The organism is Embleya sp. NPDC050493 (assembly GCF_044458105.1).
Taxonomy (GTDB): Bacteria; Actinomycetota; Actinomycetes; order Streptomycetales; family Streptomycetaceae; genus Embleya.
This window is the reverse complement of record NZ_JBITHP010000007.1, coordinates 191,009-215,516: the sequence shown is the minus strand read 5'-3', so window position 1 is coordinate 215,516 and position 24,508 is coordinate 191,009. Positions and strand designations below refer to the sequence as shown.

The window sequence follows — 24,508 nt, the reverse complement described above, 5'->3', positions numbered from 1 at the left end:
GTGGCGCGCTCACGCACCCTCGGTGTGCTCGGTGGGATGGGACCGGCGGCGACGGCGGAGTTCCTGCGGCTGCTGGCCGTGCGCGTCGCGGCCGGCAGCGACCAGGAGCACCCCCGGATCCTGATGTTGTCCGAGCCGGGCATCCCGGACCGGACCGCCGCGCTGCTCAGGGGCGACGACGCACCGCTCCTGCCGATCCGGCAGGCGCTGTTCACCCTTGCCGGCTGGGGCGCGGAGCTGCTCGCAGTGCCCTGCAACACCGCGCACGTCTACATCGATCGATTCCGCAGCCGACTGCCGGTGCCCCTGGTGCACATCGTGGAGGCGAGCGTGCGGGCCGCCGAGGTCGCCAGTCCCGACGGGGCCTGGTTGACGGCGACCGCGGGTACCGTCGCCGGCGGCATCTATCAGCGCTATGCGCAGCACCGGGGATACCGACTCCTGCTCCCCGACGAGGCGCTCCAGCAGCGCATCCACGCCGCCACCGTGCTGGTGAAGGCGAACCGGCTGCCGGCTGCCGGCGCGACCCTGGGTTCGGCGGTCCACGAGCTGCTGCGCATTCGGTGCCTGCCGGTGATCAGCGCCTGTACCGAACTCCCGCTCGCCTACGCGCACAGCGGGCTGCCGGCGGAATTCCAGGTGTCCAGCGTCGACGCGCTGGCGTCGGCCTGCGCGCACGCCCTGTACCCCCACCGCGGACCCGTACCGGGCGTGCTCTCGTCGACGGCCCGACGGGCGGTCGCCGGGTCCGGCTCCGGGTCCACGTCCGATCCCCCCGAAGGAGCACGATGACACTCTCACGCCTGTCGAAGGAACGCCGGCTGCTGCGCGAGACGGTCGCCGACTTCGCCCGCGCCAAGGTGGCTCCGGTGATCGCCGATATCTACCGACGCGAGGAGTTTCCCTACGAACTGGTCGCCGCCATGGGCCGCATGGGCCTGTTCGGACTGCCCTTCGAGGAACGCTACGGCGGCATGGGCGGGGATGTGTTCACCCTGTGTCTGGCCATCGAGGAACTGGCCAGAGTGGACTGCTCGGTGGCCGTCGCACTGTCCGCGGGCGTGACGCTCGGCGCGATCCCCCTCCATCGGTTCGGCACCGCGGCACAGAAGGAACGCTGGCTCCCCGCCCTGTGCACGGGCGAGCGGATCGCCGGCTTCGGGCTCACCGAACCCGGCGGCGGGACCGACACGGCGGCGACCCGCACCAAGGCGGAACTCGACGGTGACGAATGGGTGATCAACGGCAGCAAGGCGTTCATCACCAACTCCGGTACCGACATCACCAGCCTGGTCACGGTGACGGCGGTGACCGGTACCCGCGCCGACGGCGCCAAGGAGATCTCCGCGCTTGTCGTGCCGTCGGGCACCCCGGGCTTCACGGTGGCACCGTCGTACTCCAAGGTGGGCTGGTGCGCCTCGGACACCCACGAACTCGGTTTCGCCGACTGCCGGGTGCCGGCCGAGCACCTGCTCGGCGAACGCGGCCTGGGCATCGCGCAGTTCATGTCGGTGCTGGACGAGAGCAGGATCGCGATCTCGGCCGTCGGAGCGGGGATGGCCCAGGGCTGCGTGGACGAGTGTGTGCGCCATGCCAAGGAGCGGACGGCGTTCGGGCAGCGCATCGGCGCGTACCAGTCGATCCAGTTCAAGATCGCCGACATGGAGACGCGCGCCCACACCGCACGCCTGGCCTACTACTCGGCCGCGGCCTCGATGCTGCGCGGCGAATCCTTCTCGAAGGAGGCGGCGATGGCCAAGCTGGTCTCCTCCAGGGCGGCGATGGACAACGCCAGGGACGCGACCCAGATCTTCGGTGGCTCCGGCGTGATGAACGACAGCCCCGTGGGCCGCTTCTACCGCGACGCCAAGATCCTGGAAATCGGCGAAGGCACCACCGAGGTACAACAGATGATGATCGCCAGGCACCTTGGCTTGTCCTGACCCCACCGCCGGGCAGCGCCGCGACGCGTCATCTCCGGGTTCGCCGACCTCCGAGTGGCGTCGGCGAGTTGACGCAGGCCGCCGACGAACTGTCGGTCGAGCAGTTGGCCGCTCTGGCAATCCTGCGCCATCCCGGAACCCGCAACCCCGAGGACGCGGTCCGCGAACTCCTCGCCCGCCCGGACGAGTTCACCGAGCGGCAGGCCCGCGACCTGGTCGACGCCGTCGTCGCCACCGAGTGGGTCGACGCCAAGGGCTGCGATGCCTGCCCGGTTGCCGAGCACTGCACCCTCGAGGATCTGCCGTGAGCCAACTCGTGGTACTGGGCAGGCGCCTGTGGATCGCGCCGGAGGATCCGCACCTGCTGCCATGCGTGGCCGCCACGGTCCGCGGCCCTCGATGCCAAAACCCCGTGGAGTACGGGCAGATCATGACTGTGCTGGAGGTACAGCTGGGCGAAGCGGGATACGTCAACGCGTACGTGGCGTTCGGCCCGGATCGCGCGGTGGCGCCCCGATGGCTCGCCCAGCACTGCACCGTCCACGACACACCCGACGCCGTGGACACCGATCCGACCGAACTGCGGCCGTTCCGACTCGACACCTGACGGCCACCTGGTGCGCCGCTACCGCAACGACGCTCTGATCGACTGAACGACCCGGGCGTGTTCGTCCTGATGTGCAAACGGTGGCATCTTCCGGGTTGACCTGGGGTTCAGCCTCGGACGTCGAAGTCGGCGCGGGTGGACTGCGGGGGTGTGCGCGGCTTGGTCGAGGCCGTCACCGACCTTGCCCGCGGGCAGCCGAACGAGGAAACGGCGGTCGGCCCCGCGTTCGGTGCGCCGGCTGTCGGACCGCTCGCGGCGGGGCCGGCGCAGCGGGACGACGTGCGCATCGCCGCTTCGGGTCCGCCGCACGCCGGACGACGCGCGGTCGCCGGCGACGGCACTGCGGTATCGCGGTGGCTCAGTGCAGCGACGGTACGACGTCCCAGCAGCCGATCGTGTGCCACGATCCGGGGCCCGATCCGACCTCCATGACCAGGTACAGCACTTCGCCCACGATCGGATCCACGACGCCGTCCTCCGGGAGGCCCAGGAGGTGCTCCAGGCGTCGGGTGTCAGCGGTCGTCTCGGGGCCGTAGATCCCGTCGGGATAGTACGTGCCGAAGCCGGTCGAGTAGTACATCGCCTGGACGCACTGGACGCCGAAACCGGGCGCGCTGTCGGGGCCGATGTCCGGCACACCTGGGGCCGCCCCGGCCGGCAGGACGGCGGGTCCGGCAAGGGCCAGGGGCATGGCCAGGGCTGCGCCGACGAGGGCGCGGACGAGCGGGTGACGGGCGGAGGTGCGGGTGCGGGCGGGTGTCCTCGGCATGGCGGTCCGCTCCGGCCGGCGGCGCCGCGTGACGGGCCGGCCCAGGTGAGGGAAGGTGCTCGACGGCAGCAGTGTCCGCGCGCGGTCGCCGGTCCGGAAGACGGTTCGGCGCGATGAACCGATGCGGCACGGGTCCATGCCGATCGGGTCGGTGATGGAGCGGCGGACGGGTTCGCTCTCCCGAGAGTGGGTGGAGATCTCGCGCGTACAGTGCTCGCCGTTCTCCAGGACCCGGTGATGGCCTCGAACGTGACCGGCCCGCCGAGGTCTTCGTCGCCGCCGGGCGGGAGGCGTACCGGATCACCACGCACTCGCTCGACGCGCGTGGTTCGTACCGCATCCGGCGTCAACCTTCGGTTCCTGCCGGACGCGGACGTGAACGCCTGCGAGTCCCCGCACCCTCTGGTGGTGCCGGCGGCCCCGTCAACCACCCGACGGATCCGCGGGTTTGCTCATCCGCCGGCGGACCTACCCATCGAAGTGCTCGGGCGGATGCGCTCGGACCGTGTCCTGCGGCGCCCGACGCCGCCCTACGGTAAGGACTTGAGCCCCGGGTCAGGCTGTGGGCTTCGGAGTGGCTGTGACTTTCTGCTCGTCGTGTTCGCGCAGCATGCGCACGACGGTGGTCGGGGCTGGGTGGCGGCCGCGCTTCTTGTCGGTGCGGATGACGAGGCGGGAGGCGATCTCGCGCAGGGACAGGTGTTCCTGGTCGCGCGGCCGGAGGGCGGTGGCGGAAATCGAACTCGCGCCCGGTGCTGTCGAACGACACCGTGGTCCGACGTACCGTCAAGTCGGCGAGCAGTGCGGGCGGCGTCACCCCGAAGAGGGCGAACAGGTCGGCCGGGACCAGGTTCGCGGCGCTGCCGGCGAATCGCCACACGCCGTCGTCGTGGCCGGCCTCGATCTTCAGCTCTCCGCGGCCGGCCCGGCGCCGGGGCGGCCGGTGCCGCTCCCCCGGACGGACAGCCTGATGCCGGTGAGTGCGAAGAGGTCCCCGATCTCCCAGGGGCCCGCCACGTCCGGTTCGACGCCGTATTCCGTCGACCGCACGCCGATCCGGGCGGTGAAGCCTCGGCCGTCCCGGTGGGTACCTGGGCCTCGGCAGGAACAGCGCCAACGCGTCGGCGAGCGGCAGCGGTTGGAGGAGTTCGGCGGCGAGGTCGAGTTGCGGGACGGGGATCGGCTCCCCCACGAAGGCCTCGCCCACGCGCAGTACGCCGCCCAGCCGGGCGTGCACGCTCGCCCCGGCGGTACGTGGGACGCGACGCCGAACCCGACGTCGCCGCGGCGTGGCGGTGGGCGGCGCACCGCGACTGCCCTGCCGTTATTTGTGTGATTCAGCGACATTTCGGTTAACCGGGGAAGCATGACTGATCCCCCCTTCTCCGACGCGTCGAAGTTCGAGGACGCCGCACAGGGTTCGGAGGCGCTGCCGATTGCGGTGGTGCGCACCGACGAAGGGCTGATGAACCGGGACGGTGGCGCGTACGCGTTCTTGGCCGTCGACGTGTTCGGCGGCTCCCGCCGAGCACCGGGGCCGGGCGACGGACCCGTCACCCGCTCTCGCCGGGCCGCACACGCCGGGTGTGCTCGCCCGGCTCGCCGCCTTCGTGGAAACCCTCGCTCCCGACGTCCCGTCCGTCACGCGACGGCGTGTGGAGAAGGTCGCCCGGCCGCGGTGGCCGCTGTCGCCGCGGTGGCCGGCGCCCGGGCGGCCGCGGCAGTCGCATATCGGGGAAGGACTCGGCATGGGTGAGGCGATCGGGCAGGTCCTGAGCCCGGCCGTGGGTGTCGCGATCAGCCCGATCCCGCTCATCGCGGTGATCCTGATGCTGGCGACCCCGCACGGCCGAGCCAACGGCATCGCCTTCACCGTCGGGTGGGTGGCGGCCCTGACCGCCGCCATCGCCGTGCTGGTCGCCGTCGGTGCCGGAGCGGGCGGCCGGGACGAGGCAGCACCCGCAACGTGGACCTGGTGGGTCAAGCTCGCCGTCGGCGTGCTGTTCGTCCTGCTGGCCGCCAGGCAGTGGCGCGGCCGGCCTCGCGACGGCCACGACGCCGCGCTGCCGTCGTGGATGCGCGCCGTCGACACCTTCACCCCGCTCAAGGCCGCGGGTCTCGCGGTGGTGCTGGCGGTGGTGAACCCGAAAAACCTCGCCCTGGTCGTCGCGGCGGGCGTCACCGTGGCCGGCGCGGCCGGCGGCACCGTCGACCGAGTCGTCGCCGCCGCGGTATTCGTCGCCGTGGCGTCGCTGTGTGCGCTCGTCCCGCTCGCGGTGTTCGTGTTCGGCGGTTCCGGCGCCGCCGACGTTCTGGCGGGATGGAAGACGTGGATGGCCCGCCACAACGCCGCCATCATGACCGTCGTCCTGGTCGTGCTCGGCGCGAAGTTTCTCGGCGACGGCATCGCCGGACTGAGCGCATGACCTTCCGCACCCGGGCATGGCCGGTCGCACCGTGGTTGCGGACGTACCGCCGCGCGCGGTTCGGGAAGGACACGATCGGGGCACTGACCGCATGGGCTCTCATCGTGCCCGAGTGTGTCGCGTACGCGCAGATCGCCGGAGTGCCGCCGCAGAACGCCTTCTACGCCGCGCCCGTCGCGCTGGTGGCATATGCGCTGTTCGGCACCTCGCGCTTCCTCGTCGTCGGCGCCACCTCCGCCGCCGCGGTGCTGTCCGCGGCGACCGTCGCCGACGTGTCCGCCGACCCGAAGGCGGCGGTGTCGCTGTCGGCGGCCCTCGCGATCGTCGCCGGCGCGGTCCTGGCCGTCGCGGGGCTCGCCCGGTTGGGGTTCGTAGCGAACTTCCTGTCCGAACCCGCGCTGGTCGGGTTCCTGTTCGGCATGGCGCTGACCATCGTCATCCGCCAACTCGCCAAGATCCTGGGCCTCTCCGGCGGCGACGGCAACTTCTTCGAACGCGCCTGGGAACTCGTGCGACATGCGGGGAACTGGCACGGCGCGACGATCGCCGTCGGTGCCGCGGCGCTGGCGGCGCTCCTGCTGCTGGAGCGCCGGCTGCCCCGGCTGCCCGCCTCGCTGATCGTGCTGGCCGCCGGCACCACCGTCTCCGCCGCGTTCGACTTCGACGACCACGGCATCGACACCGTCGGCGAGATCCCCGGCGCGGTGCCGGTGCCGGGGTGGCCGAACATCCCCGCCGCCGACTGGCTCGCACTGCTCGCCGGGGCATGCGGCCTGGCGCTGGTGGTGTTCGCGGAGAGCTACTCGATCGCCGGACGCTTCGCCCGCGAACACGGCGACACCGTCGACGCCAGTCGCGAGATGACCGCGATGGGCACCGCCAACCTCGCCGCCGGACTGTTCAAGGGCTTCGCGGTCTCCGGCAGCGCGTCGCGTTCCGCAGCCGCCGAGGCCTCCGGCGGCTCCTCCCCCATGGTGTCCGTGGTCGCCGCCGTCCTGATCCTGATCACCGGCGCGTTCCTCACGCCGCTGTTCACCGATCTGCCCGAACCCGTGCTCGGCGCCATCGTCGTCGTCGCGGTCCGCAGCTTCCTCAAGGTCGCCGAACTACGCCGCTACTGGCAATGGGACAAGCCCAACTTCGCCGTCGCCGCGGCCGCGCTGGTCGGCGTCCTGGCCCTGGACCTGCTGCCCGGACTGCTCATCGCCGTCGCCCTGTCCCTCCTGCTGTTCATCGCCCGCGCTTCCCGCCCACGCATCGCGGTCCTCGGCAGGATCCCCGCCACCGACCGCTACGGCGACACCGAAGAGCAACCCGGCGCCGCCACCGTCCCGGGCCTGTTGCTGGTCCGGCCCGACGGGGCGCTGTTCTTCGGCAACGCGGAACGCCTGAAACTCGGCGTCCTCGACCTGGTCGCCCGCACCGACCCGCCCGCCGGCCGCGTCGTGCTCAACCTGGTCTCCAGCTACCGCCTCGGCCTGCCCGTCCTGGACACCCTCGAGGAACTCCGTGCCGAACTCGCCCACCGCGACTGCGCACTGCACCTCGCGCACATCCACCCCGAGGTGCGCGCCGCCGTCGCGGCAAGCCCCCTCGGCCACGCCCTTGGACCGGACGCCGTCCACCTCTCCGTCGCCGCCGCGGTCACCGCGTGTCGGCACGCACCCATCAGTGGAAACTGAGCCGCGGCAGACCGTGCGACGGGCGGACGTCGAGGCGCACGATCCGCCCATGGCCGGCGACGACCTTCCGCTCGCCACCCCCGCAGCCGACTCGCACACCCCGACTGCTCACGCTCGGGCGCACGCGGCACCCGAGCGTTCTCGGGCGAACTGCCCGCCCACCTCCCGCTCGTGCGCATCTCGAGCTCGGTGACGCAAGCAACGAACCCGTGCGCGAGAGCCCGGCGTTGGCGAGATCGGGTCGATCACGGTCGCGCGGGCCGGGAGGGCGGCGGTCACTCGGTCACCTCGGCCTACGGGCGTCGGATGCAGCGGAAACCGAGGTGGCTGGTGGCCGTGTCCTCGGTTTCGCCCTGGCGGGCGGCGGGGCGGTAGCGCAGGCAGTAGGTGGGCGCGCACAGGTGGGAGCCGCCCTTGATGGTGCGGCGGGCGAAGCCGGCGTCGAGGTGGTGACGGTGTTCGACGCGGTAGTCGCGGGGGATGCAGCACGAGCGGGCGGCGGCGTCGGGGTGGCGGGCGGTGTGGTGGTCGCGGGTCCACTCCCAGACGTTGCCGGTCATGTCGTACAGGCCGTACCCGCCCGGGGGGTAGCGGCCGACCGGGGTGGTGCCCGGGCGGCCGGTGGGGGTGTCGGCCCGCCAGGGGAAGTCGCCGTGCCACGTGTTGGCCATGCGGCGGCCGTTCGGGGTGAAGTCGTCGCCCCAGGCGTAGACGGCGCCGTCGAGGCCGCCACGGGCGGCGTACTCCCACTCGGCCTCGGTGGGCAAATCCTTGCCGGCCCAATGCGCGAAGGCGGCCGCGTCCTCGAAGGCGACCTGGGTGACGGGGTGCATGTCGCGGCCGTCGAGCGTGGACCCGGGGCCTTCGGGCAACCGCCAGTTCGCGCCCGGGACGTAGTGCCACCAGCGGCGGTAGTCGTCCAGCGCCACCGGCCCCGGCGTCCGGCGGAACACCAGGGAGCCGGGCACCAGCAGTGCCGGGTCGGCGTCCGGGTAGAGCACGGGGTCGAGCGGGCGTTCGGCGACGGTGACGTACCCGGTGGCCTTCACGAAGCGGCGGAACGCCGCGACGGTGACGGGGTGGACGTCGAGGAAGAAGCCGTTCACGGTGACCGGGTGAACCGGCCGCTCCTCGGGATAGAAGTCGTCGCTGCCCATCGCGAAGGTTCCTCCGGGGATCCATGCCATGCCCTGGGAAACCGCCCTGACAGGCCCGTGGACGGTCACGGGGGCGACGGCCATCGGCGTGTCGGCGTCGGCGGTGCTCGGCGTCATGACGGCCATGCTCCCCGGGCCGCCGGGCCCGGGTGGGCTTGCCACGCCGCACACACTTCCCCAGGTTTTGTCGGACTTATGGCTAATGTTCTTTTGGAATGAGTCCATCGACTACGACCTTGCGGGGTCAGGCACAGAAGGACGGCACGCCATGGCCGACGAACGTTTGACGAGTCTCCCGGTGCCGGACCGGCCCTACCAGGGGCCGTTGGCGGTGGACGTCCGCGACCTCGACGAGCCGCTGCCGCCGATCCCGGTCAAGCGCCCGCCGAAACAGGCCCCCAACGTCCTGCTGATCCTCCTGGACGACGTCGGCTTCGGGGCCGCCGGCGCGTTCGGCGGACCGGTCCGCACCCCGACCGCGGAACGACTCGCGAACGGCGGCCTGAAGTACTCGCGATTCCACACCACCTCGCTGTGCGCGCCGACTCGCGCCGCCCTGCTGTCCGGCCGTAACCACCACTCGGTCGCGATGGGGCACATCACCGAGACCGCCACCGCCGCCCCCGGCTACACCTCGGCCCGCCCGAACTCGGCGACACCGCTCGCCGAGATCCTGCGCCAAAACGGCTACAACACCGCGCAGTTCGGCAAGTGCCACGAGGTGCCCACCTGGGAGTCCGGCCCCACCGGGCCATTCGACCGCTGGCCGGTCAACAGCGGCTTCGAGAAGTTCTACGGCTTCATCGGCGGCGAAACCAACCAGTGGTCCCCCGCGCTGGTCGACGGCACCACCGCGATCGAGCCGCCGGACGACCCCGACTACCACCTGATGCCCGACCTCGCCGACAAGGCCATCGCCTACGTCCGGCAGCAGAAGTCACTCACCCCCGACAAGCCCTTCTTCGTCTACTTCGCGCCCGGCGCCACACACACCCCCCACCACGTCCCCGAAGACTGGATCCCCAGATACCGCGGCGAGTTCGACCAGGGCTGGGACGCGGTGCGTGAGGCCACCTTCGCCCGCCAGAAGGAACTGGGCGTGGTCGCCGCCGACGCGACCCTGACCCCGCGCCCGGCCGAGATTCCCGCGTGGGACGACCTCGACCCCTCCTGGAAGCCGATCCTGGCCCGGCAGATGGAGGTGTACGCCGCGTACCTCGAATACGCCGACCACCACACCGGCCGCGTCATCGACGCACTGGAGGAACTCGACGTCCTGGACGACACGTTGGTCATGTACATCATCGGCGACAACGGCGCCTCCGCCGAAGGCGGCATGCACGGCGCGTACATGGTCACCAACGCCGCCAACGGCGGCGCCGAGTTCGAGACGCCCGAGTTCTGGAGCGAGCACCTGGACGAGGTCGGTGGCCCGCACGCCTACAACCACTACGCGGTCGGCTGGGCCCACGCGATGTGCACCCCGTACCAGTGGACCAAGCAGGTCGCCTCGCACTACGGCGGCACCCGAAACGGCACTATCGTGCACTGGCCCGCCCGCGTCCCCGACGGCGGCCAGGTACGCCACCAGTGGCACCATGTCATCGACTTCGCCCCCACCGTCCTGGAACTGGCAGGCATCGCCGAACCGCACACCGTCAACGGCGTCACCCAGGTCCCCATGCAGGGCACCTCGTTCTCCGCCAGCCTCACCGACCGGGACGCTCCCGAAGTCCGCCACACCCAGTATTTCGAACTCGCCGGCAACCGCGGCATCTATCACAAGGGCTGGACGGCGGTCACCAAACACCGCGTGCCCTGGGACCTGTTCGCCCACGGCACCGACTTCGACTCGGACAAGTGGGAGCTGTACGACACCACCAAGGACTGGACCCAGGCCCACGACCTGGCCGCCGAGCACCCGGACAAACTCGCCGCACTCCAGCAACTCTTCCTCATCGAGGCGGTCCGGCACAACGTCCTGCCGATGGACGACCGCGCCGCCGAGCGCATGAACCCGGACATCGCCGGACGCCCCACCCTCTTCCAGGGCACAACGCTCCGCCTGTACCCGGGCATGACCCGGATCGGCGAGAACGTCGCCCTGAACATCAAGAACAAGTCCTTCGACGTCACCGCCGAGATCACCATCCCCGACACCGGCGCCGAGGGCGTCATCGTCTGCCAGGGCGGCCGCACGGGCGGCTGGGTCCTCATGGCCGACCACGGCAGGCTCGCCTTCCACTACAACTACTGCGGCCTGCTGCGCAGCACCACCACCGCACCCGACCCGCTGCCCGCCGGAACCCATCAGGTCCGTGCCGAATTCGCCTACGACGGCGGAGGCATCGGCAAGGGCGGCAAGGTCACCCTCCACCTCGACGGCACCCGACTCGCCGAAGGGCGCGTGGAACGCACCCACCCGCTCTACTTCTCCTTCGACGAGGGCCTCGACGTCGGCCGCGACACAGGAATGCCCGTCTACGAGGAGTACGCCGACCCGCACGGCACCTTCACCGCCACCATCAACTGGGCCCAGGTCGACCTCGGCGACGACGACCACAACCACCTCGTCGACCCCGCCGAACACTTCGCCGCCGCACTACGCCACCAATAGCCCACACCACGCCGACCCCGCCGACCCCGGACACGCACGACTCCCGGACCAACCTCACCCCGCATCTCACCGATCGCGAACGGGAGGGCGCCGAGGCGACGCTGAGCCGTATGTCGGACGACACCGACGCCCCCGTCGTCGTCCTCGACCCGAGCGCGTGCAACCCCCGTACGCAGGGCTTCGCGTGCCGGGACACAGGCCGGCGTCTGCCCGGCGAGCGTCTCGCGGAGGTCGTCGCGTGTCATGTGCCAACCTGCCGAGCCGGCGATTGGCCGGCCAACCGCGAATGAGCCGGTCCCCCTCGGGTCGGTTCGGTCGCGGTACGACGCCGCATGGGACACCCCCCGCCGCCGACGCTCCGAAGCCTACGAGGCAGGACAGTGCCGACGTGGGCCCCTGCGATGTTCTTTTCGACATCCCAGGGGCCCACGTGGGTCGATGGAACATCCCATATCGGGCCGGGTATCCGGGGTCCTCCGATGGGATGACTGATCGATTACGAGCAGTGGCGGAGGGTAGGTCCGGGCCGGACGACCGACCAGACAGATCCGCAGGCAGCACCGCCCGGTCAGCCGGTCGGCGTTCCCGAGTCTGAACCACCCATGAAGGGATCGACTTTGACCACGCAGCCCGAGCCCGTACTCGAGCCGTTCGGCTTCCTCGCTCCGCCGGTGCCGCCGCAGATCCCGGCAGCCCCGGCACCCGACGCCACGTGGGAACTGCCGGGCGGCACGGCCTGGGTGTACCACGCGGACAATCAGTCCGCGCTCACCAAGCCGGTCATCCTGTCCGACGGCTTCAACACCGGCCCCAGCGACCTGAACGTCCTGTGGGACGGCCTGGAGCGCCGGGCCTTCCCCTTCATCAGCGAACTGCGCAAGCGCGGCTACGACCTGATCCTGATCGGCTACGACGACCGCAGCGCCTCCATCCTGCACAACGCCAAGGCGGCCACGGCCTGCATCATGCGGACGACCGCCGAACGGCAGGGCGACGAGCCGCTGACGGTCGGCGGATTCAGCATGGGCGGCCTGGTCACCCGCTACGCGCTCGCGGAACTGGAGATCCAGCGCATCGACCACCAGACCGCTGTGTACGTCTCCTTCGACAGCCCGCACCGCGGCGCCTGGATCCCCATCTCGCTCCAGGCCCTGGCCCACTTCCTCAAGGCCACACCGGCCCTGTCGCAGCAGATCAACAGCCCCGCTGCCCGCCAGCTCCTGTGGCGCCACATCGAAGGCACCGAGGACACCCCCCGCGAAAACGTGCTGCGCACCGAGTTCCTCCACGCCCTCCAGCGCGTGGGCCACTGGCCGATGCGGCCGCGGAAGATCGGCGTCGCCAACGGCACCGGAAACGGAACCGGCAACGGCGTGAAAGCCGGCATCGACGCCGTCAAGGTCACCTCCGGCTGGTTCACCGGCACCACCCTGCGCACCCAGTCCCGCGGCTCGGAGCAGGAGACGGCCCGGCTCAAGGGCCTGCTCTCCGAGAAGCGCGTCGTCACCGACAACCTGCCCGAGCTCGACGGCGCCCCCGGCGGCACGCTGGAGACCTTCGGCATCGTCGCCGAGAAGCTGCGGCGGACCGGCAAGGTCGACCTCGAACCCGGTGCCGAGTCGATCTGCTTCGTCCCCTCGGTCAGCGCGGTCGCGATCCGTGACCTCGACCGGCAGGAGGACGTGTATACCGACATCGACGCCTTGGCCCCGGACGAGAGCGAGCTGGACGACTTCCTGCTCTCCTCCACCACCACCGCGCACGCATCCATCACCGTGGAGATCGCCCTCTGGGTCCTGGACCGTCTGCCCTAGCGAAGAGCCGGAGAACCGGCCCTTGAGCCGTCCCCACCGTGCTGCCGCACGACGACGGCCGGCCCGTGCACGAGCCTGTCCGAAGTTCCGGTCGACCACCTCCACCGGTGCTCGACCCACTCGGGCCGAGCGAGAGGCAGCGTGCCGGAAGCGAACCCGACGAACCCGAATCCGCCGCGCTCACATGCCGGCGCGCCATCCGGGCCGGAATCACCGGGAACTTCCGCAACACGTCGTGGTCGCGGTAGCCGGGCGGCACCTGCGTGGGCGCGGCGGCTGGGGGCGGGGTGGGGTGGGGCCGGTCTGATTCATGTCCACGTCCGGTTTATGACGTCGACCGACATTTCGGAGCGGCGGTCACCACCGCCGGCTATCCGCGTCCCACCGGCCGGGCCGGATTTTTCACACCGGCTCGGTCGACAGAACTCACCCAGGGAACCGGCGTGAAGTGCACAGTTCCGTACATGAGTGAGACGCTGCCGATCACCGAGGTTCGTGCCAGGTTCGGATCGCTGGTGCGCCGCGCGTCCCATGCCCGCGAGCGCATCACACCATCACCGACCACGGCCAAGCCGCCGCCGTGCTCATCAACCCCCCAGGAGCCCGCCGACCTCGAGGACGAACTCGCCCTCGCCCGCTACCGCGCCCGGCAGGCCGAGCAGGCCACCGCCGGGGTCCCGCACGACCAGGTGCGCGCCCGGCTCGGACTGGACCGCGCTTGAGGCACGCGATCGTCTGGGACGAGACCGCCATCGACACGGCCGCCCGCTTCCTCGAGGACGACGCGGACGGCCTACGTCAACGCATGGACGCCGTCGACCTGTTGGCCGACGAGCCCCGCCCCGAGGGCACCTTCGAGTACGACTCCCCCGACCTGCGGCGGCATGCAGGTGGGCCGGTATCGGGTGATGTACGAGATCACCGACACCAGATTGACCATCGTCGTCATCCATGTCGGCCGACGCGGCCGAAACAACCGCCGTCGACCACCGGGTGCCGGCACCGGCGGCGCGAGCCTCGGGGCGGCGCCGTTCGTCGAACCCCCGGATCGCTTCGCTCCGCCCCCGTCATCACGGGGCCTGGCGAATCGCCGACCGTTTCGACGTTCTCTCCCCTCACGCGCCCGTACTGGAGGAGGATCACCCACCAGGGGGGCGGAAATGACACTATCGGCCGGGAGAATCCTCGCGGAGCGCTACGAATTGACACGCTTGGTCGGTAGCGGCGGCATGGGCCAGGTGTGGAGTGCGCACGATCTCTTCATCGACCGTCGAGTCGCGGTGAAGATCGTCCTGGGGCAGGATCGTCCCGGCTCGGTGGAGATGTTCCTGCGCGAGGCTCGCACGGCGGGAGCTGTGGTTCATCCGGGTGTGGTTACCGTGCACGACGTCGGCCAGGACGTGGACGGCACTCTGTTCCTGGTGATGGAGCACCTGCACGGTCGCGATCTCGCCGCCATCCTCAAGATCGACGGCCCCTGCCGTGTCGACCAGAGCCTGGTCTGGGCTGCCGAGATCTGCGACGCACTCGGCGCCGCGCACCACGCGGGCCTGATACATCGGGACATCAAGCCCGCGAATCTGTTCCGCACGAACGATGGTCGCATCAAGATTCTCGACTTCGGCATCGCCCGTTACACCGAGGCGGTGTCCGCCAGTGCCAGCCGGATCATCGGCACGATCGCGTACATGCCCCCCGAACGGATCAACGGCCGGGTCGGCGACCACCGTGCCGATCTCTATTCCCTGGGCTGCGTCGTGTACGAACTCCTCACCGGCGAACCGCCTTTCGGTTCAGGCGAGTTCGCGCCACTCGCGCTGGCCCACCTCACCCGCGAACCGACACCCGCGTCAGTGCATCGGCACATCCCTCGCGAACTCGACGTTCTCCTCCTCGATCTCCTCGCCAAGGACCCCGACCACCGGCCGCCGGACGCGGCGACCACGCGCCGGCGGCTTGCCGCCGTCGCCGTCACCATCGCGGCGCGACATCAGGCCCAGGCAAGACCTCGAGTCGCGAACAGAGTGGAGCAGGAAAACGAAAACGCCGAAAGAGCTCGACATGAACGCCCCACAACCGGGCCGGCAGTCGCGCCCCCGCGCCGCTGGGAGGCGGTGGCCGCCCGCGCCAGAGCCGCAGGAGACGCGAGAAAACGCCCGCCCACGAATTGGCTGTTCTGGGCATTCCTCACCAACGTCTTCCTCATCCTGGCCACGCTCCACGGGCACGCGGGCAACCTCGTCGGGGCCGGATTCATGCTGTGCCTGGGCTTCGCCGCCTACTGGGCCACGATGTCACGCGTCTCCCGATGCTTCGACGAGCGCCGAAGTCGAATCGTCATGTTGTGGTGCCCGGCTCCAGCGGTCGTCGGTTCGATCGCGCTCGCCGTCATCTGGAGCGCCTGACCACGTTCCACCGGCCCGCCCCCTGAGCTGACCCGCGTTTGGTGGAGTCGGCGGCGGCGCCGGTCGGCACCACACGGCACCACACGCGACCGGCGCACCTCCAGACGATCGCCAGGACGTCCGACTCGCTCACAATCAGCAGTACTTCGTTGTCCGCCTTCTCCGACGTGACGCCGTAGCCGTCGTTGAAGATGTCGAGGGATCGAGGGATCGAGGGATCGGGGGCGCGGCGGCCGTGGGCGAGGGCGTGTGGGCTCCGACCGCGGCGGCGGGTCCTGCGCCGGCGAAGGCGGCCGACACGGCCAGGACGAGGGCGGCGAGCAGGGTTCGAGTCGGTGTGTCTCTCCAGGGGTGATCACGGGCGGGATGGGGCTGTCACACCCGACCGCACACCCGACCCATGCACCGCGTCGAGGGCATGTCGACCGCCCATCCGGCCCAGGGGCGGATCGGTGTTCGGCCAGGCAGACCCATGGTCGGGCCGGCCGCCGGGCCGGGTGCGCATCGCGCCCCGACCGGCGCGGGGCCGGGCAGTGGCCCGTTGTCGTCCGCAGGGCTGGCGTCGTACGGGTCGGCGCGGCGCCCGAGCGGGACCCGCCGCCGGTGCGGTTCTCCGAGCAGGCCTCGGGCCAAGGCGGTATGACCTTCCACGGCGAGGACGCCTCCGGTCTCTGGTCCGTGCGTATCCGGTTGGACGCGAGCCGACTTGAACCGCTCGGCGAAGTGCTCGATGCGCGTCGGGCACTGTCCTCGCCGGCCGGCCGGCCGGCCGGCGGGCGGGCGGGCAGGCAGCGGGCGAGTCGCCGATCGGCCCGTGATCACGACCGGGCAGCCGCACGACCGTCACCCTCGCCCCGACGACCTGTCGGCGCTGTAATCCGGTCCGAGGAGCCGACGCCGCGCCCGCCCGGACACCCCCGGCCCCCGAGACCCGGCGCCTCGGCCCCGAATCCCCAGGCCGATGCCTTGCCACGGGTGGCGAATTCCAGGGGCGTCGTAACACGGATGATCGATCGGCCGGCGCCGGGAGGTTGGCGAAACGCTCGGCCGGGGGCTTCCCGGCCGAGCGTTTCGCGGGGGCGGCGTCGCGTTCGGCGGCGGCCCGCGTCCGGGTCGATCAGGCCAGGTCGGCGGTCAACGTGATCGTGGTGCCGGCCAGTGCCTGGCTCACCGGGCAGTTCTCCTTCGCGTCTTCGGCGGCCTTCGCGAAGCCCGCCTCGTCCAGGCCCGGGACGGTGCCGACCACGCTCAGGTGGATGCCGGTGATGCCGGTGCCCGGCTGGAAGGTCACGTCCGCCTTGGTCTCCAGCTTGGTGGGCGGGGTGCCGGCGCCGGTCAGGCCGTGGGAGAGAGCCATCGAGAAGCACGCGGAGTGCGCGGCCGCGATCAGCTCCTCCGGGCTGGTTTTGCCGTTCGCGGCCTCCGCCCGGGACGGCCAGGACACCGGGTACTCGCCGATGCCGGAGGAGTCGAGGGTCACCAGGCCCTTGCCGTCGACCAGGTTGCCCTCCCACTCGGTGTGCGCGGTGCGGGTCGTTGCCACGATCGGGTACCTCCATGAGAGCACAGACAACTGCTGAACCCGCGCCCGGACTTCCGGACGCGGCCCGACCAGGCTAGGCCCGACCCGCGCCCCGGTGGGCGAACGCCGCGCGGAAGCGAACGGTCCGTCGCGCCCGTGCCGTGTCCCGTCGCGGTCGCCTACCGGTGGCTCGCGTACAACCGTCGTCGGTTCGGCACACTGCCCGGGACCCCGCAGGGCTCGTGCGCCGCCCGGCGAATGCCGCCGGCCGGCGTGCGAAGTCACAAATCGTGATGATCGCCTGCACGTTGAAGGGATGGTCGAAGGGCAGTCGGACGTGTCTGTGTCCGGTCGATGAGGGGATCGGACTGCCGGATCGGGTGCTGCTATCGCTGCCGCAGCTCTTCCCGCCTCGGCTGCCCTTCGTCGACCTCTGACAGCTGCCCACGAGCGTCCCTCTTCGACCGATGGTCACCCTATGTCGTCGAACCCACGCGCGGCGTACGGGGTTTCGCGCAGACTGGGCGGACGGGCCGACGGAGGGGGAGAGGACATGGCGGGTGCGTGGCGTGGTGAAGAGGGTCCCGAGCGGTATCCGCGGCCGCCGCTGCCGTCGAACCAGGGTTTGTTGCCCGCGCTCAGGACCACCGGCGAGGTCGCCGGCCCGGTGCTCGACCGGGGGCCGGTCGAACAGGTGCCGCAGGTGCACGTGCCCGGGGAGCTGCCCGTCGGCTCGGGAGGGTTCGACCGGGAGCAGTGCTGGGACCTGCTCGGCCCGAAGACACGCGAACGCCTGGAGGCGCAGGCGGGTTCGAAGCTGGCGTGGTGGGCGAAACTGGACGCCGACGAGTACGCCGAGGCCTTCGTGTTCGGGCCCTTGGGCGCATGCCGGGCGGCGTCCGTCGTCCGCGAGGGCAGGCGGGTGTACCTGGTGGAACGCCTGCGGTTCGAGCCCGACGCCCTGGAGCACCGGTCGTTCCACTCGGACCCGGTGGAGCGCAAGCCCTCGAAGGCGTCCCGCCTGTTCCGACCGCGCCGCCCCGCAGGCGGGGATCCGCCGCCGGCCCGTCCGGCCGTGGTGGCGGACCTGGGCCTGAACGAGCGGAACTCGGGGGTGTTGGGGAATCTGCCCGCCGAGGTGCAGGAGTTCCTCCAGCGCCCGTTCCTCGGTGACGACCAGGGCGTGGTCGCCCAGTGGTACTACGACCAGAGGACCGACGCCATGGGCCGGGTACTTCGCGTCGTGTTCGCCCTGATGGGCGACCGCGACGTCACGTTCGCCACGGGCATCCGCACCCTGCCGCGCGGGACCTCGCCCGACCGGGCCCGGTGGGAACTCGACTACTACCACGCACCGGTCCGGGGGTCCCGTTCCCGGGCGTGACTTCGGCGGTCTACCCGAAGCTGCGGTCGTTCTCGCGGTTCGAGCCGGATGTCGTCTTCGATCCGGTGATCGCGGGCGGGGTGATCCGGCCGGCGTTCACCGATGACGACGATGTGCTGTGGATCGACGACGAGGACCTGGTGGTCTTCGTCGACGGCGCGATCGTGGACGGCGTGATCCCAACGCGCACGCGGCGACGACGATCGGATCTGGATCGACATGAACTGAGCCGCTCACCGTCGGGCCACGGGGCTGCCGAGGTCCGTCCGTCCGCAGACTCACGGCGTGGGGACGCACCGGCGGCGGTCGTAGAGGCGTCCGCCTTTGGGGCCGGTTCTGTCCGCCATCCAGGTGCGGGCCTGGGGTGCGGACGGGGGGGTGGAACGGCACGGGTACGGGGGGCGTTCGTCCATGCGGGTGTGTGCGTAGGGCGCGTAGGCCTTGGACGTGGGCGTCGCCGGTGGGTGTGGCGTAAGTGTCGGGAATCGTCTGGGTGACGACGGGGCAGGTGGTGGTGTGCACGCCCCGTTGTCCGACCGCGAAGGGGTGGAGGTCAGGTCGGCATGCGCTGCGGTGGCGTTCGGCGGCCACGACCAGGTGGTCGTATTCGTCGGTCCGCGCCGTGCATCGGCGGCATCCGTTGTCGCCTACGCACCGGGCGAGGCGGTCTTCGTCGGTCTCCCGGTCGTAGCAGTCCGATGCTGCACCGCCCGCACGTCAACCGTCGGCAGGCGCCGATGGTGCCGGGAAGGGCGGGCACGCGGGTGTCGGCGTGGCGGAGAGCCACTGGGGCCGGGTGCGGGTGAGTGCCCGGTCGCGGAGCCATCGGGTGATGTCGGCGAAGGCCCGGGCGGCGGCGAGTGGGGTGTCGTGTTCACCGGACGAGTCGGCGACAGGGTGGCCGGCGCAGTCCGCCGGTGCCGGGCAGTACCGGGTGATGTCGGCCTCGACCACCCACGGTGGGCCCCAGCGCAGGTCGAACCCGCAACGGCGGGGGAAGTAGAGCGCGGCGAGGAAGATGACGCCGGGGAGTTCGACTACGCCCTGCACGCTCGCCAGGGTCACGTCCGCCAGGTGTTGGCACTCGTAGCGCACGGACGCGGAGACGCCGACGTGCGTGCCGAGCGCGCGCACGTGCGCGTCGGCCTCGTCGAGAGCGCGTCGGACGGCCTCCTCCTCGGCGCCGCCGACGGCGGGGAACACCCAGGCGGGGTGCCCCGGTTCCAGCGGAACCGGCTCGAAGCCGGAGTCGGATTCGAAGACGCCGCCGTCCGGGGCCGGATCCGGGGTCATGCGGCGCGCCGCATCGTCGCCCAGGCGATCGCCCGGTACTCGGCTTCGCTCGCGGCGGCGGGAAGGTCGATCACCGAGTAAGCGTGCCCGGCCCACGCCCGCTTCGGCAACCGATTCGGACATCCTCGCGTGCGCGGGGCCGACGCGCCCGGGCCCGGCTCGCCAGTGAATCGGAGTTCGTCGATCTCCATGACCCGCACGATCAATGCATCGTCCTGCCGGGAGAGAGCGTGCGCGTGCAAACTCGGAAAGCCCACGGGCAGACCCGTCAGTTCCGTCGGCGGCGCTTCACGTGCAACGGGATCGCAATCGCGGCCATCACACACACGATCATGAACGCCATCACGATCCACTCGGGTCCGCCGATACTGCCGGCGAGCACGTTCCCGCTTGGGTCATCGGTCGAAGCGTCCACCGACCCCCCTGAGTCCGGTTGCCGAAAGTCTGGACCGAGGGCATGCCCCGGGACGCGGGGCCATGCGGTGCCGGGAACGACCCCCGCCTCGCAGAGACAGGCGTGGCGACGTGTGGGCGCAGGCCCGTGGCGGGTCCGTCGTGTGTCTCCGCCTCGTTGCGATGCGGAGACACACGGCGGACGCTGGGCTGCGGTGCCGGTCGCCTCTCGAGCACGGGTGAAGACCGGACTCCGAGGGTCACCATATTTGTGATGCGTTCAGTTGGCTCTGTCCGTGTCACCCGGCCCGCCGCCGGACGTTGCCGACCTCCGGTGGCGGACGCAATGGACAACGTAGGCGATGAGCAGCACGGTGAAGACGGCGGCGGACACCTGGCGCAGAAGGGGCCAGGCGGCGCCGGAAGGATCCCAGATCGCTTCCGCCAGGTTGAGGACGACCGTGACCCCGAAGGAGATCACGACCGACAGTGCGAGCAGATCTGACTTGTTGTGGGAGTCGGGCATCTCTGTTTCACTCCACGTAGCCGGCGTACGGGTCGAAGCATTGGTTGAGATCGTTGGCTTCGTCGCCCCACGGGTTGTCCGTGTCCCTCACGGCGCGGAATACGTAGCATCCGGCACCTGCCTTGCTGAAGATCTTCGAGCCCTTCTTCACCCATGACTTCAGGCCCGGCCCGGTGGGATCGACGTGGTTGATCGGATCGCCGGCCGTGTGGGCGGTAGGGGTCGGTTTCCTGGCCGCTGGGGTCGGGCTGGGTGAAACGGCCCAGAGTGGGGTCGTAGCGAGCGCTCATCTTCTACAGGCTGCCCGAGGGTTCGCGGACGAATCCCGTTTCCACACCGCCGATGACGGCGGCAATGCCTTCGCAGCCGTGGCAGAAGTCGCCGCCGAATTCGAGACGTTCGGCGTTGGTGGTGCCGCCGTAGGCGGAGGCATCGGTCGTGATGCGGCCGCCGGGTTGTGCCGTGTTGATCTGCCGGCCGGACGCGGTGAGGTAGATGGCACCAGCTGCGACGCGGCGGTGTTGCCGGTATGGAACGGGAGTGGAAGTTGAACAGTTTCAGCGTCGCCGAGGACCCGATCGCGAACCCGCAAGCAGCGTCATCGTCAAGGCCCCGGAAACTGCCACGGCAGTCGACCTGCGTCCGGCCCAGTTCCGGGAGGTGATTGTTTGTCCTGTTCGAGGCGCCCACGGGCAGCCCTCATCCGGGCACGGCTCCGCTGCGACCGGCGGCCGGATGGACCACGACGAACCAACCACCCGGGGGCGGTCGTGCGGCGAGCCGCAGACGTTGGACTCGTAGGTACATCCCCTCTGGGGGCCGACATTCCGGCCGAGTTCGGCATGCCGCGACCGGAGGGAACATCCCGCGTTCGCGGGGCCGACCGCACGGGCTTGCCTCTGACCCGCACGTCAGGGTTTAGCGTCGCCACGGCGTCACGGCGGAGCGGCCGTGGCGCGGCATCGAACGACGGCAAGTCGAGGAGTTGCGATGAGTACATCCCTGCCCCGCACCACGCGTGCGGTCCGCCTCGCCGTACGCCCAACGGGGCTGCCGACGGCCGCCGACCTCCAGGTCGTCGAGGTGCCGGTCGCGGAGCCCGGCCCCGGGGAAATCCTGGTCAGGAACCGATACTTCCTCGTCTTCCCGGGGCTGCGGACCCTCATGGGTGACGAGACCGACGGCGTTCCCCTGCCGCCGCTGCGCGCGGGCGACACGCTGTTCGGCCCGGCGGTCGGCGAGGTCGTCGCGGCGGGCGAGGGGGCGTCGGCACGACCGGGTGAGACCGTCGTCCACCTGTCGGGCTGGCGGGAGTTCGCGTTGCTGCCCGCGGATGGATACGCCGTCGCGGGCGACAGGCTCCCGGACCCGGTGGCGCACCTGTCGACGGGGTCGGCGGCATACGGTGCGCTCACGCGGCTGGCTCCCGTGCGCGACGGCGAAACCGTCTTCGTCACCGGCGCGGCGGGAGCGACGGGGGTGTTGGCCGGGCAGATCGCCCGGCTGTCGGGCGCGGGTCGCGTGATCGGCAGCACCGGTTCGGTGGTGAAGGCGGAGCGGCTGCGGGCGGAGTTCGGCTACGACGCGGTCGTGGTGCGCGGGGCGGCTTCGATCGGCGAGCAGCTCGCGAAGGCGGCGCCCGAGGGAGTGGACGTCGTCGTCGACACCGTCGGCGGCGAGCAGCTGACGGCCGCGGTCGCCGCAGCCCGTCCCGGCGCACGTTTCGCGCTGCTCGGTGCGCTGTCCGGGCAGCTGTCCGCGGACCGGGCGGGCGGCAGCGCGCCGGCGGAGATCGACACGTATCGGCTCGTCGTCCGAGGGGTCTCGGTGCGCGGATACCGCGGCGCCGACCACCCGGACGTGCCCGCCGAGTGGGAGGAGCGGTTCGGCGTCTGGTTGCGGGACGGCCGGATCCGCTTCCCCTACGTTCGCGTGCGGGGCATCGACCGCGCGCCGGCGGCGTTGCAGGAACTACTGGAAGGGCGGCACTTCGGCACGGTCGTGGTGGAGCCGTAACCCGAGGACGAGACGGGTGGGACATGAGGATCGGGGACGCGGCCGCGGCGGCCGGTACGACGCCCAGGGCGCTGCGCTTCTACGAGCAGCGCGGCCTGCTTCCCGCGCCCGCCCGCAGCGCGTCGGGGCAGCGCGAGTACGAGGCCGCCGACGTCGCCCGCGTCCGCGTCGTGCGGGACCTGCTGCGGCTCGGGCTCACGGTGCAGGACGTGCGCGGCTTCGCGTCTCGCCTGGACCTGCTGGCGGACGACACGGCGCCGCGCTGTGGGGACGCGGACGCGGCAGGCGCCGCTCCCGACGGACTCCCCGGCGCGGAGTCCGCCGCGTCGTTGACGGTCGAGCGCAGACTTGCCGCGCTCGACGCGGAGATCGACCGGCTGACCCGCCTGCGCGATCGCCTCGCCCGCGCCGCAAAGCGTTCCCCGCGGAGCATCCCGGCACGAGCCCTGCGGGACACTTAGCCGCGCCCGTAGGGCTCGTGCCGGGGATCGCCCTGAACCGGTGCCCGGTCCAAGGCGGCGAATGATGCCCACCCGCCGACGGGCGAGCGCGCCGTACTCGTCGACCCGCGCGTCTGACCGGTACGAGGCCACCGTCGCCGGCAGTGGGGTCACCCGTTGTCCCGCGCGGTCCCGCAGGATGCGCAGAACGGTTTTCCCGAGTCCGGGGCTCCGCACGCCCCACACATCCGGAGACGTGGGACGTCGGTCGATTTCGGGACGGCGGGCGGTCGAAGCCTCGCGGTCTCCTCCACCTCGGGATGCACGCCGACGCCCGGATACCCCGCATCCGCGGTGGGTGCCCGGGTCGTTGCCGGCGGCGCGTCGCCGAGTGATTCGACGGCCGACTCCAGCACGTCGCATGCCTTCGCGTAGTCGCCGCGCTCGCGTATGAGCCTGGCAAAGGCCAACGACACCCGAGCGAGCACGTCGCGGGGGTGACTCTCGTCGAGGTTCACGTAGGCCTCCCGGAGAACCTCCGCGGCCTCGTCGACTTGGCCGAGTTCGTTGAACAGCTGCGACAGGTGCAGGTGCAGCTGGAGATCGTCGGGTGGCTTGTCGGTGTCCCGGGCGTCCCACAGGAGAGTCAGGATCTCGGCGGCCTCGCGATTGTGACCGGTCGCGCGCAACACATCGGCCAGACGCATGCCGACGTCCCATGCGCGCGCGGCCACGTCCGCCGCCGACATCGCGTTCTTCCGGGGCGCCCGGCGGGCTCGGTTCCACACCAGCGGCAACAGGCCTGCGGTGTTGTGATTGCACCGCTGCGGAGGGGGACGGTTGCGGGCACGCAGTCGGCGGTCGAGGTGTGTGTAGAGGGTTTCGAGGTCGATCAGGTCCGGCCCGTCGGGGATTCCGTCGTGCACGATCGAGAGCAACTCGCCGGTGAACGCGGTGTGTACCTCTCCGGCGGGTGAGAGGGAGACGGAGTCGCGGGATGACGACGTCAGGACGTACGTGCCTTCGATGACCGCGTGCTGGGCGAGGTCGTTGCCGGTCGCGCCGCCCATCAACGTGTGTGTCGCTCGGCCGCTGTAGCAGCAGTCGAGGATGACGATCCGGCGCCTCGCGGGGCTGCGCATCACGACTTGACGGACGTAGTGGTAGGACAGGGCCGTGTACCCGCGGAACTCCCGCGAATGCCGCAGCGCGAGGTGGAGATCGATGTTGTCGGCGTCCAGGAGTCCGTGGCCCGCGTAATACACCACGAGGGTGTCCTTTGCCTCGCGCGCCGCCTCGCTCACCCCGTCGACGATGTCGGCCGGCTTCTCGGGGTCCGCGATGATCCGGCACGAAGCATCCGCCAGTCCCCACAGTTCCGCGTCGCACAGCATCGTGCGCATCGCGACCAGGTTCCGGGTCACCGCCGTGAGTTCGGGCAGGTTGGCGTACCCGGCGGTGCCGATCAGGACCGCGCGGGACGCCGCGGGGTCGGGGGGTTGCTGCACCCGGTT

Annotated in this window: 22 protein-coding genes and 2 pseudogenes; 13 read left to right on the top strand and 11 right to left on the bottom strand. The window is 71.0% G+C overall.

The window, feature by feature from the left end:
* From ACIBM5_RS16895 to ACIBM5_RS16880, 4 genes are all read left to right on the top strand, one after another.
* The gene (locus ACIBM5_RS16895) at positions 1–792 is read left to right on the top strand and encodes an aspartate/glutamate racemase family protein (protein WP_396007556.1); all 792 of its coding nucleotides are present in this window, start codon (positions 1–3) and stop codon (positions 790–792) included.
* Positions 789–1,943 (top strand): acyl-CoA dehydrogenase family protein, encoded by a 1,155-nt coding sequence (locus ACIBM5_RS16890; RefSeq protein WP_396007555.1) that lies wholly within the window; start codon positions 789–791, stop codon positions 1,941–1,943. Before ACIBM5_RS16895 ends, ACIBM5_RS16890 begins: the two co-directional genes overlap by 4 nt.
* 68 nt (positions 1,944–2,011) lie before the next feature.
* Positions 2,012–2,251: a hypothetical protein gene (locus ACIBM5_RS16885; protein WP_396007554.1), complete on the top strand. Its 240-nt coding sequence runs from the start codon at positions 2,012–2,014 to the stop codon at positions 2,249–2,251.
* Positions 2,248–2,550 carry a hypothetical protein gene (locus tag ACIBM5_RS16880; protein ID WP_396007553.1) on the top strand — a complete coding sequence of 101 codons (303 nt, stop codon included), beginning with the start codon at positions 2,248–2,250 and terminating at the stop codon, positions 2,548–2,550. The genes ACIBM5_RS16885 and ACIBM5_RS16880 overlap by 4 nt, the downstream gene beginning before the upstream one ends.
* 358 nt (positions 2,551–2,908) lie before the next feature.
* Here the strand turns inward: ACIBM5_RS16880 and ACIBM5_RS16875 are convergent, their stop codons facing one another.
* Both ACIBM5_RS16875 and ACIBM5_RS16870 read right to left on the bottom strand, forming a co-directional pair.
* A complete protein-coding gene (locus ACIBM5_RS16875; RefSeq protein ID WP_396007552.1) occupies positions 2,909–3,319 on the bottom strand; it encodes a peptidoglycan-binding protein in 411 nt (136 codons plus the stop codon).
* A gap of 906 nt (positions 3,320–4,225) precedes the next feature.
* Positions 4,226–4,369: a hypothetical protein gene (locus ACIBM5_RS16870; RefSeq protein WP_396007551.1), complete on the bottom strand. Its 144-nt coding sequence runs from the start codon at positions 4,367–4,369 to the stop codon at positions 4,226–4,228.
* 698 nt (positions 4,370–5,067) lie between these two features.
* Here ACIBM5_RS16870 and ACIBM5_RS16865 point away from each other — a divergent pair.
* Both ACIBM5_RS16865 and ACIBM5_RS16860 read left to right on the top strand, forming a co-directional pair.
* Positions 5,068–5,745: a GAP family protein gene (locus tag ACIBM5_RS16865; RefSeq protein ID WP_396007550.1), complete on the top strand. Its 678-nt coding sequence runs from the start codon at positions 5,068–5,070 to the stop codon at positions 5,743–5,745.
* On the top strand, positions 5,742–7,427 hold the full coding sequence (locus ACIBM5_RS16860; protein WP_396007549.1) for a SulP family inorganic anion transporter: 1,686 nt from the start codon (positions 5,742–5,744) through the stop codon (positions 7,425–7,427). Before ACIBM5_RS16865 ends, ACIBM5_RS16860 begins: the two co-directional genes overlap by 4 nt.
* Positions 7,428–7,720: 293 nt before the next feature.
* Here the strand turns inward: ACIBM5_RS16860 and ACIBM5_RS16855 are convergent, their stop codons facing one another.
* On the bottom strand, positions 7,721–8,701 hold the full coding sequence (locus ACIBM5_RS16855) for a formylglycine-generating enzyme family protein (RefSeq protein ID WP_396007548.1): 981 nt from the start codon (positions 8,699–8,701) through the stop codon (positions 7,721–7,723).
* A 151-nt stretch (positions 8,702–8,852) separates the two neighbouring features.
* Between ACIBM5_RS16855 and ACIBM5_RS16850 the strand changes: the two genes are divergently transcribed.
* From ACIBM5_RS16850 to ACIBM5_RS16840, 3 genes and pseudogenes are all read left to right on the top strand, one after another.
* A complete protein-coding gene (locus ACIBM5_RS16850; protein ID WP_396007547.1) occupies positions 8,853–11,201 on the top strand; it encodes an arylsulfatase in 2,349 nt (782 codons plus the stop codon).
* 617 nt (positions 11,202–11,818) lie between these two features.
* The gene (locus tag ACIBM5_RS16845) at positions 11,819–13,015 is read left to right on the top strand and encodes an esterase/lipase family protein (protein WP_396007546.1); all 1,197 of its coding nucleotides are present in this window, start codon (positions 11,819–11,821) and stop codon (positions 13,013–13,015) included.
* Positions 13,016–13,479: 464 nt separating this feature from the next.
* Positions 13,480–13,737: pseudogene (locus tag ACIBM5_RS16840) on the top strand (type II toxin-antitoxin system Phd/YefM family antitoxin).
* Between the two features lie 71 nt (positions 13,738–13,808).
* Here the strand turns inward: ACIBM5_RS16840 and ACIBM5_RS16835 are convergent.
* Positions 13,809–13,955, bottom strand: coding sequence for a hypothetical protein (locus ACIBM5_RS16835; protein WP_396007545.1), 147 nt, complete (start codon positions 13,953–13,955; stop codon positions 13,809–13,811).
* Positions 13,956–14,175: 220 nt separating this feature from the next.
* On the opposite strand from ACIBM5_RS16835, the gene ACIBM5_RS16830 reads away from it, so the two are divergent.
* Positions 14,176–15,420: a serine/threonine-protein kinase gene (locus ACIBM5_RS16830; RefSeq protein WP_396007544.1), complete on the top strand. Its 1,245-nt coding sequence runs from the start codon at positions 14,176–14,178 to the stop codon at positions 15,418–15,420.
* Between the two features lie 1,117 nt (positions 15,421–16,537).
* Here the strand turns inward: ACIBM5_RS16830 and ACIBM5_RS16825 are convergent.
* Entirely contained in the window at positions 16,538–16,963 is a 426-nt protein-coding gene (locus tag ACIBM5_RS16825) for an OsmC family protein (RefSeq protein WP_396007543.1), read from the bottom strand.
* Positions 16,964–17,495: 532 nt separating this feature from the next.
* Here ACIBM5_RS16825 and ACIBM5_RS16820 point away from each other — a divergent pair.
* Entirely contained in the window at positions 17,496–18,326 is an 831-nt protein-coding gene (locus ACIBM5_RS16820; protein WP_396007542.1) for a hypothetical protein, read from the top strand.
* A gap of 717 nt (positions 18,327–19,043) precedes the next feature.
* Here ACIBM5_RS16820 and ACIBM5_RS16815 read toward each other — a convergent pair.
* The 5 genes and pseudogenes from ACIBM5_RS16815 to ACIBM5_RS16795 form a co-directional block, all read right to left on the bottom strand.
* Complete coding sequence (locus tag ACIBM5_RS16815) at positions 19,044–19,619, bottom strand: hypothetical protein (RefSeq protein WP_396007541.1); 576 nt, start codon at positions 19,617–19,619, stop codon at positions 19,044–19,046.
* The gene (locus ACIBM5_RS16810; RefSeq protein WP_396007540.1) at positions 19,616–19,810 is read right to left on the bottom strand and encodes a hypothetical protein; all 195 of its coding nucleotides are present in this window, start codon (positions 19,808–19,810) and stop codon (positions 19,616–19,618) included. The genes ACIBM5_RS16815 and ACIBM5_RS16810 overlap by 4 nt, the downstream gene beginning before the upstream one ends.
* A 77-nt stretch (positions 19,811–19,887) precedes the next feature.
* Entirely contained in the window at positions 19,888–20,034 is a 147-nt protein-coding gene (locus ACIBM5_RS16805) for a hypothetical protein (RefSeq protein WP_396007539.1), read from the bottom strand.
* Positions 20,035–20,292: 258 nt separating this feature from the next.
* Positions 20,293–20,538 (bottom strand): hypothetical protein, encoded by a 246-nt coding sequence (locus tag ACIBM5_RS16800; RefSeq protein WP_396007538.1) that lies wholly within the window; start codon positions 20,536–20,538, stop codon positions 20,293–20,295.
* Positions 20,539–20,707: 169 nt separating this feature from the next.
* Positions 20,708–20,831: pseudogene (locus tag ACIBM5_RS16795) on the bottom strand (RHS repeat-associated core domain-containing protein); the annotation flags it as partial.
* Positions 20,832–21,528: 697 nt separating this feature from the next.
* On the opposite strand from ACIBM5_RS16795, the gene ACIBM5_RS16790 reads away from it, so the two are divergent.
* Positions 21,529–22,554, top strand: coding sequence for an MDR family NADP-dependent oxidoreductase (locus tag ACIBM5_RS16790; RefSeq protein WP_396007537.1), 1,026 nt, complete (start codon positions 21,529–21,531; stop codon positions 22,552–22,554).
* Positions 22,555–22,577: 23 nt separating this feature from the next.
* A complete protein-coding gene (locus ACIBM5_RS16785) occupies positions 22,578–23,015 on the top strand; it encodes a MerR family transcriptional regulator (RefSeq protein WP_396007536.1) in 438 nt (145 codons plus the stop codon).
* A gap of 149 nt (positions 23,016–23,164) precedes the next feature.
* On the opposite strand, the gene ACIBM5_RS16780 is transcribed toward ACIBM5_RS16785, so the two are convergent.
* A complete protein-coding gene (locus ACIBM5_RS16780) occupies positions 23,165–24,502 on the bottom strand; it encodes a caspase family protein (RefSeq protein ID WP_396007535.1) in 1,338 nt (445 codons plus the stop codon).
* Positions 24,503–24,508 lie beyond the last annotated feature (6 nt).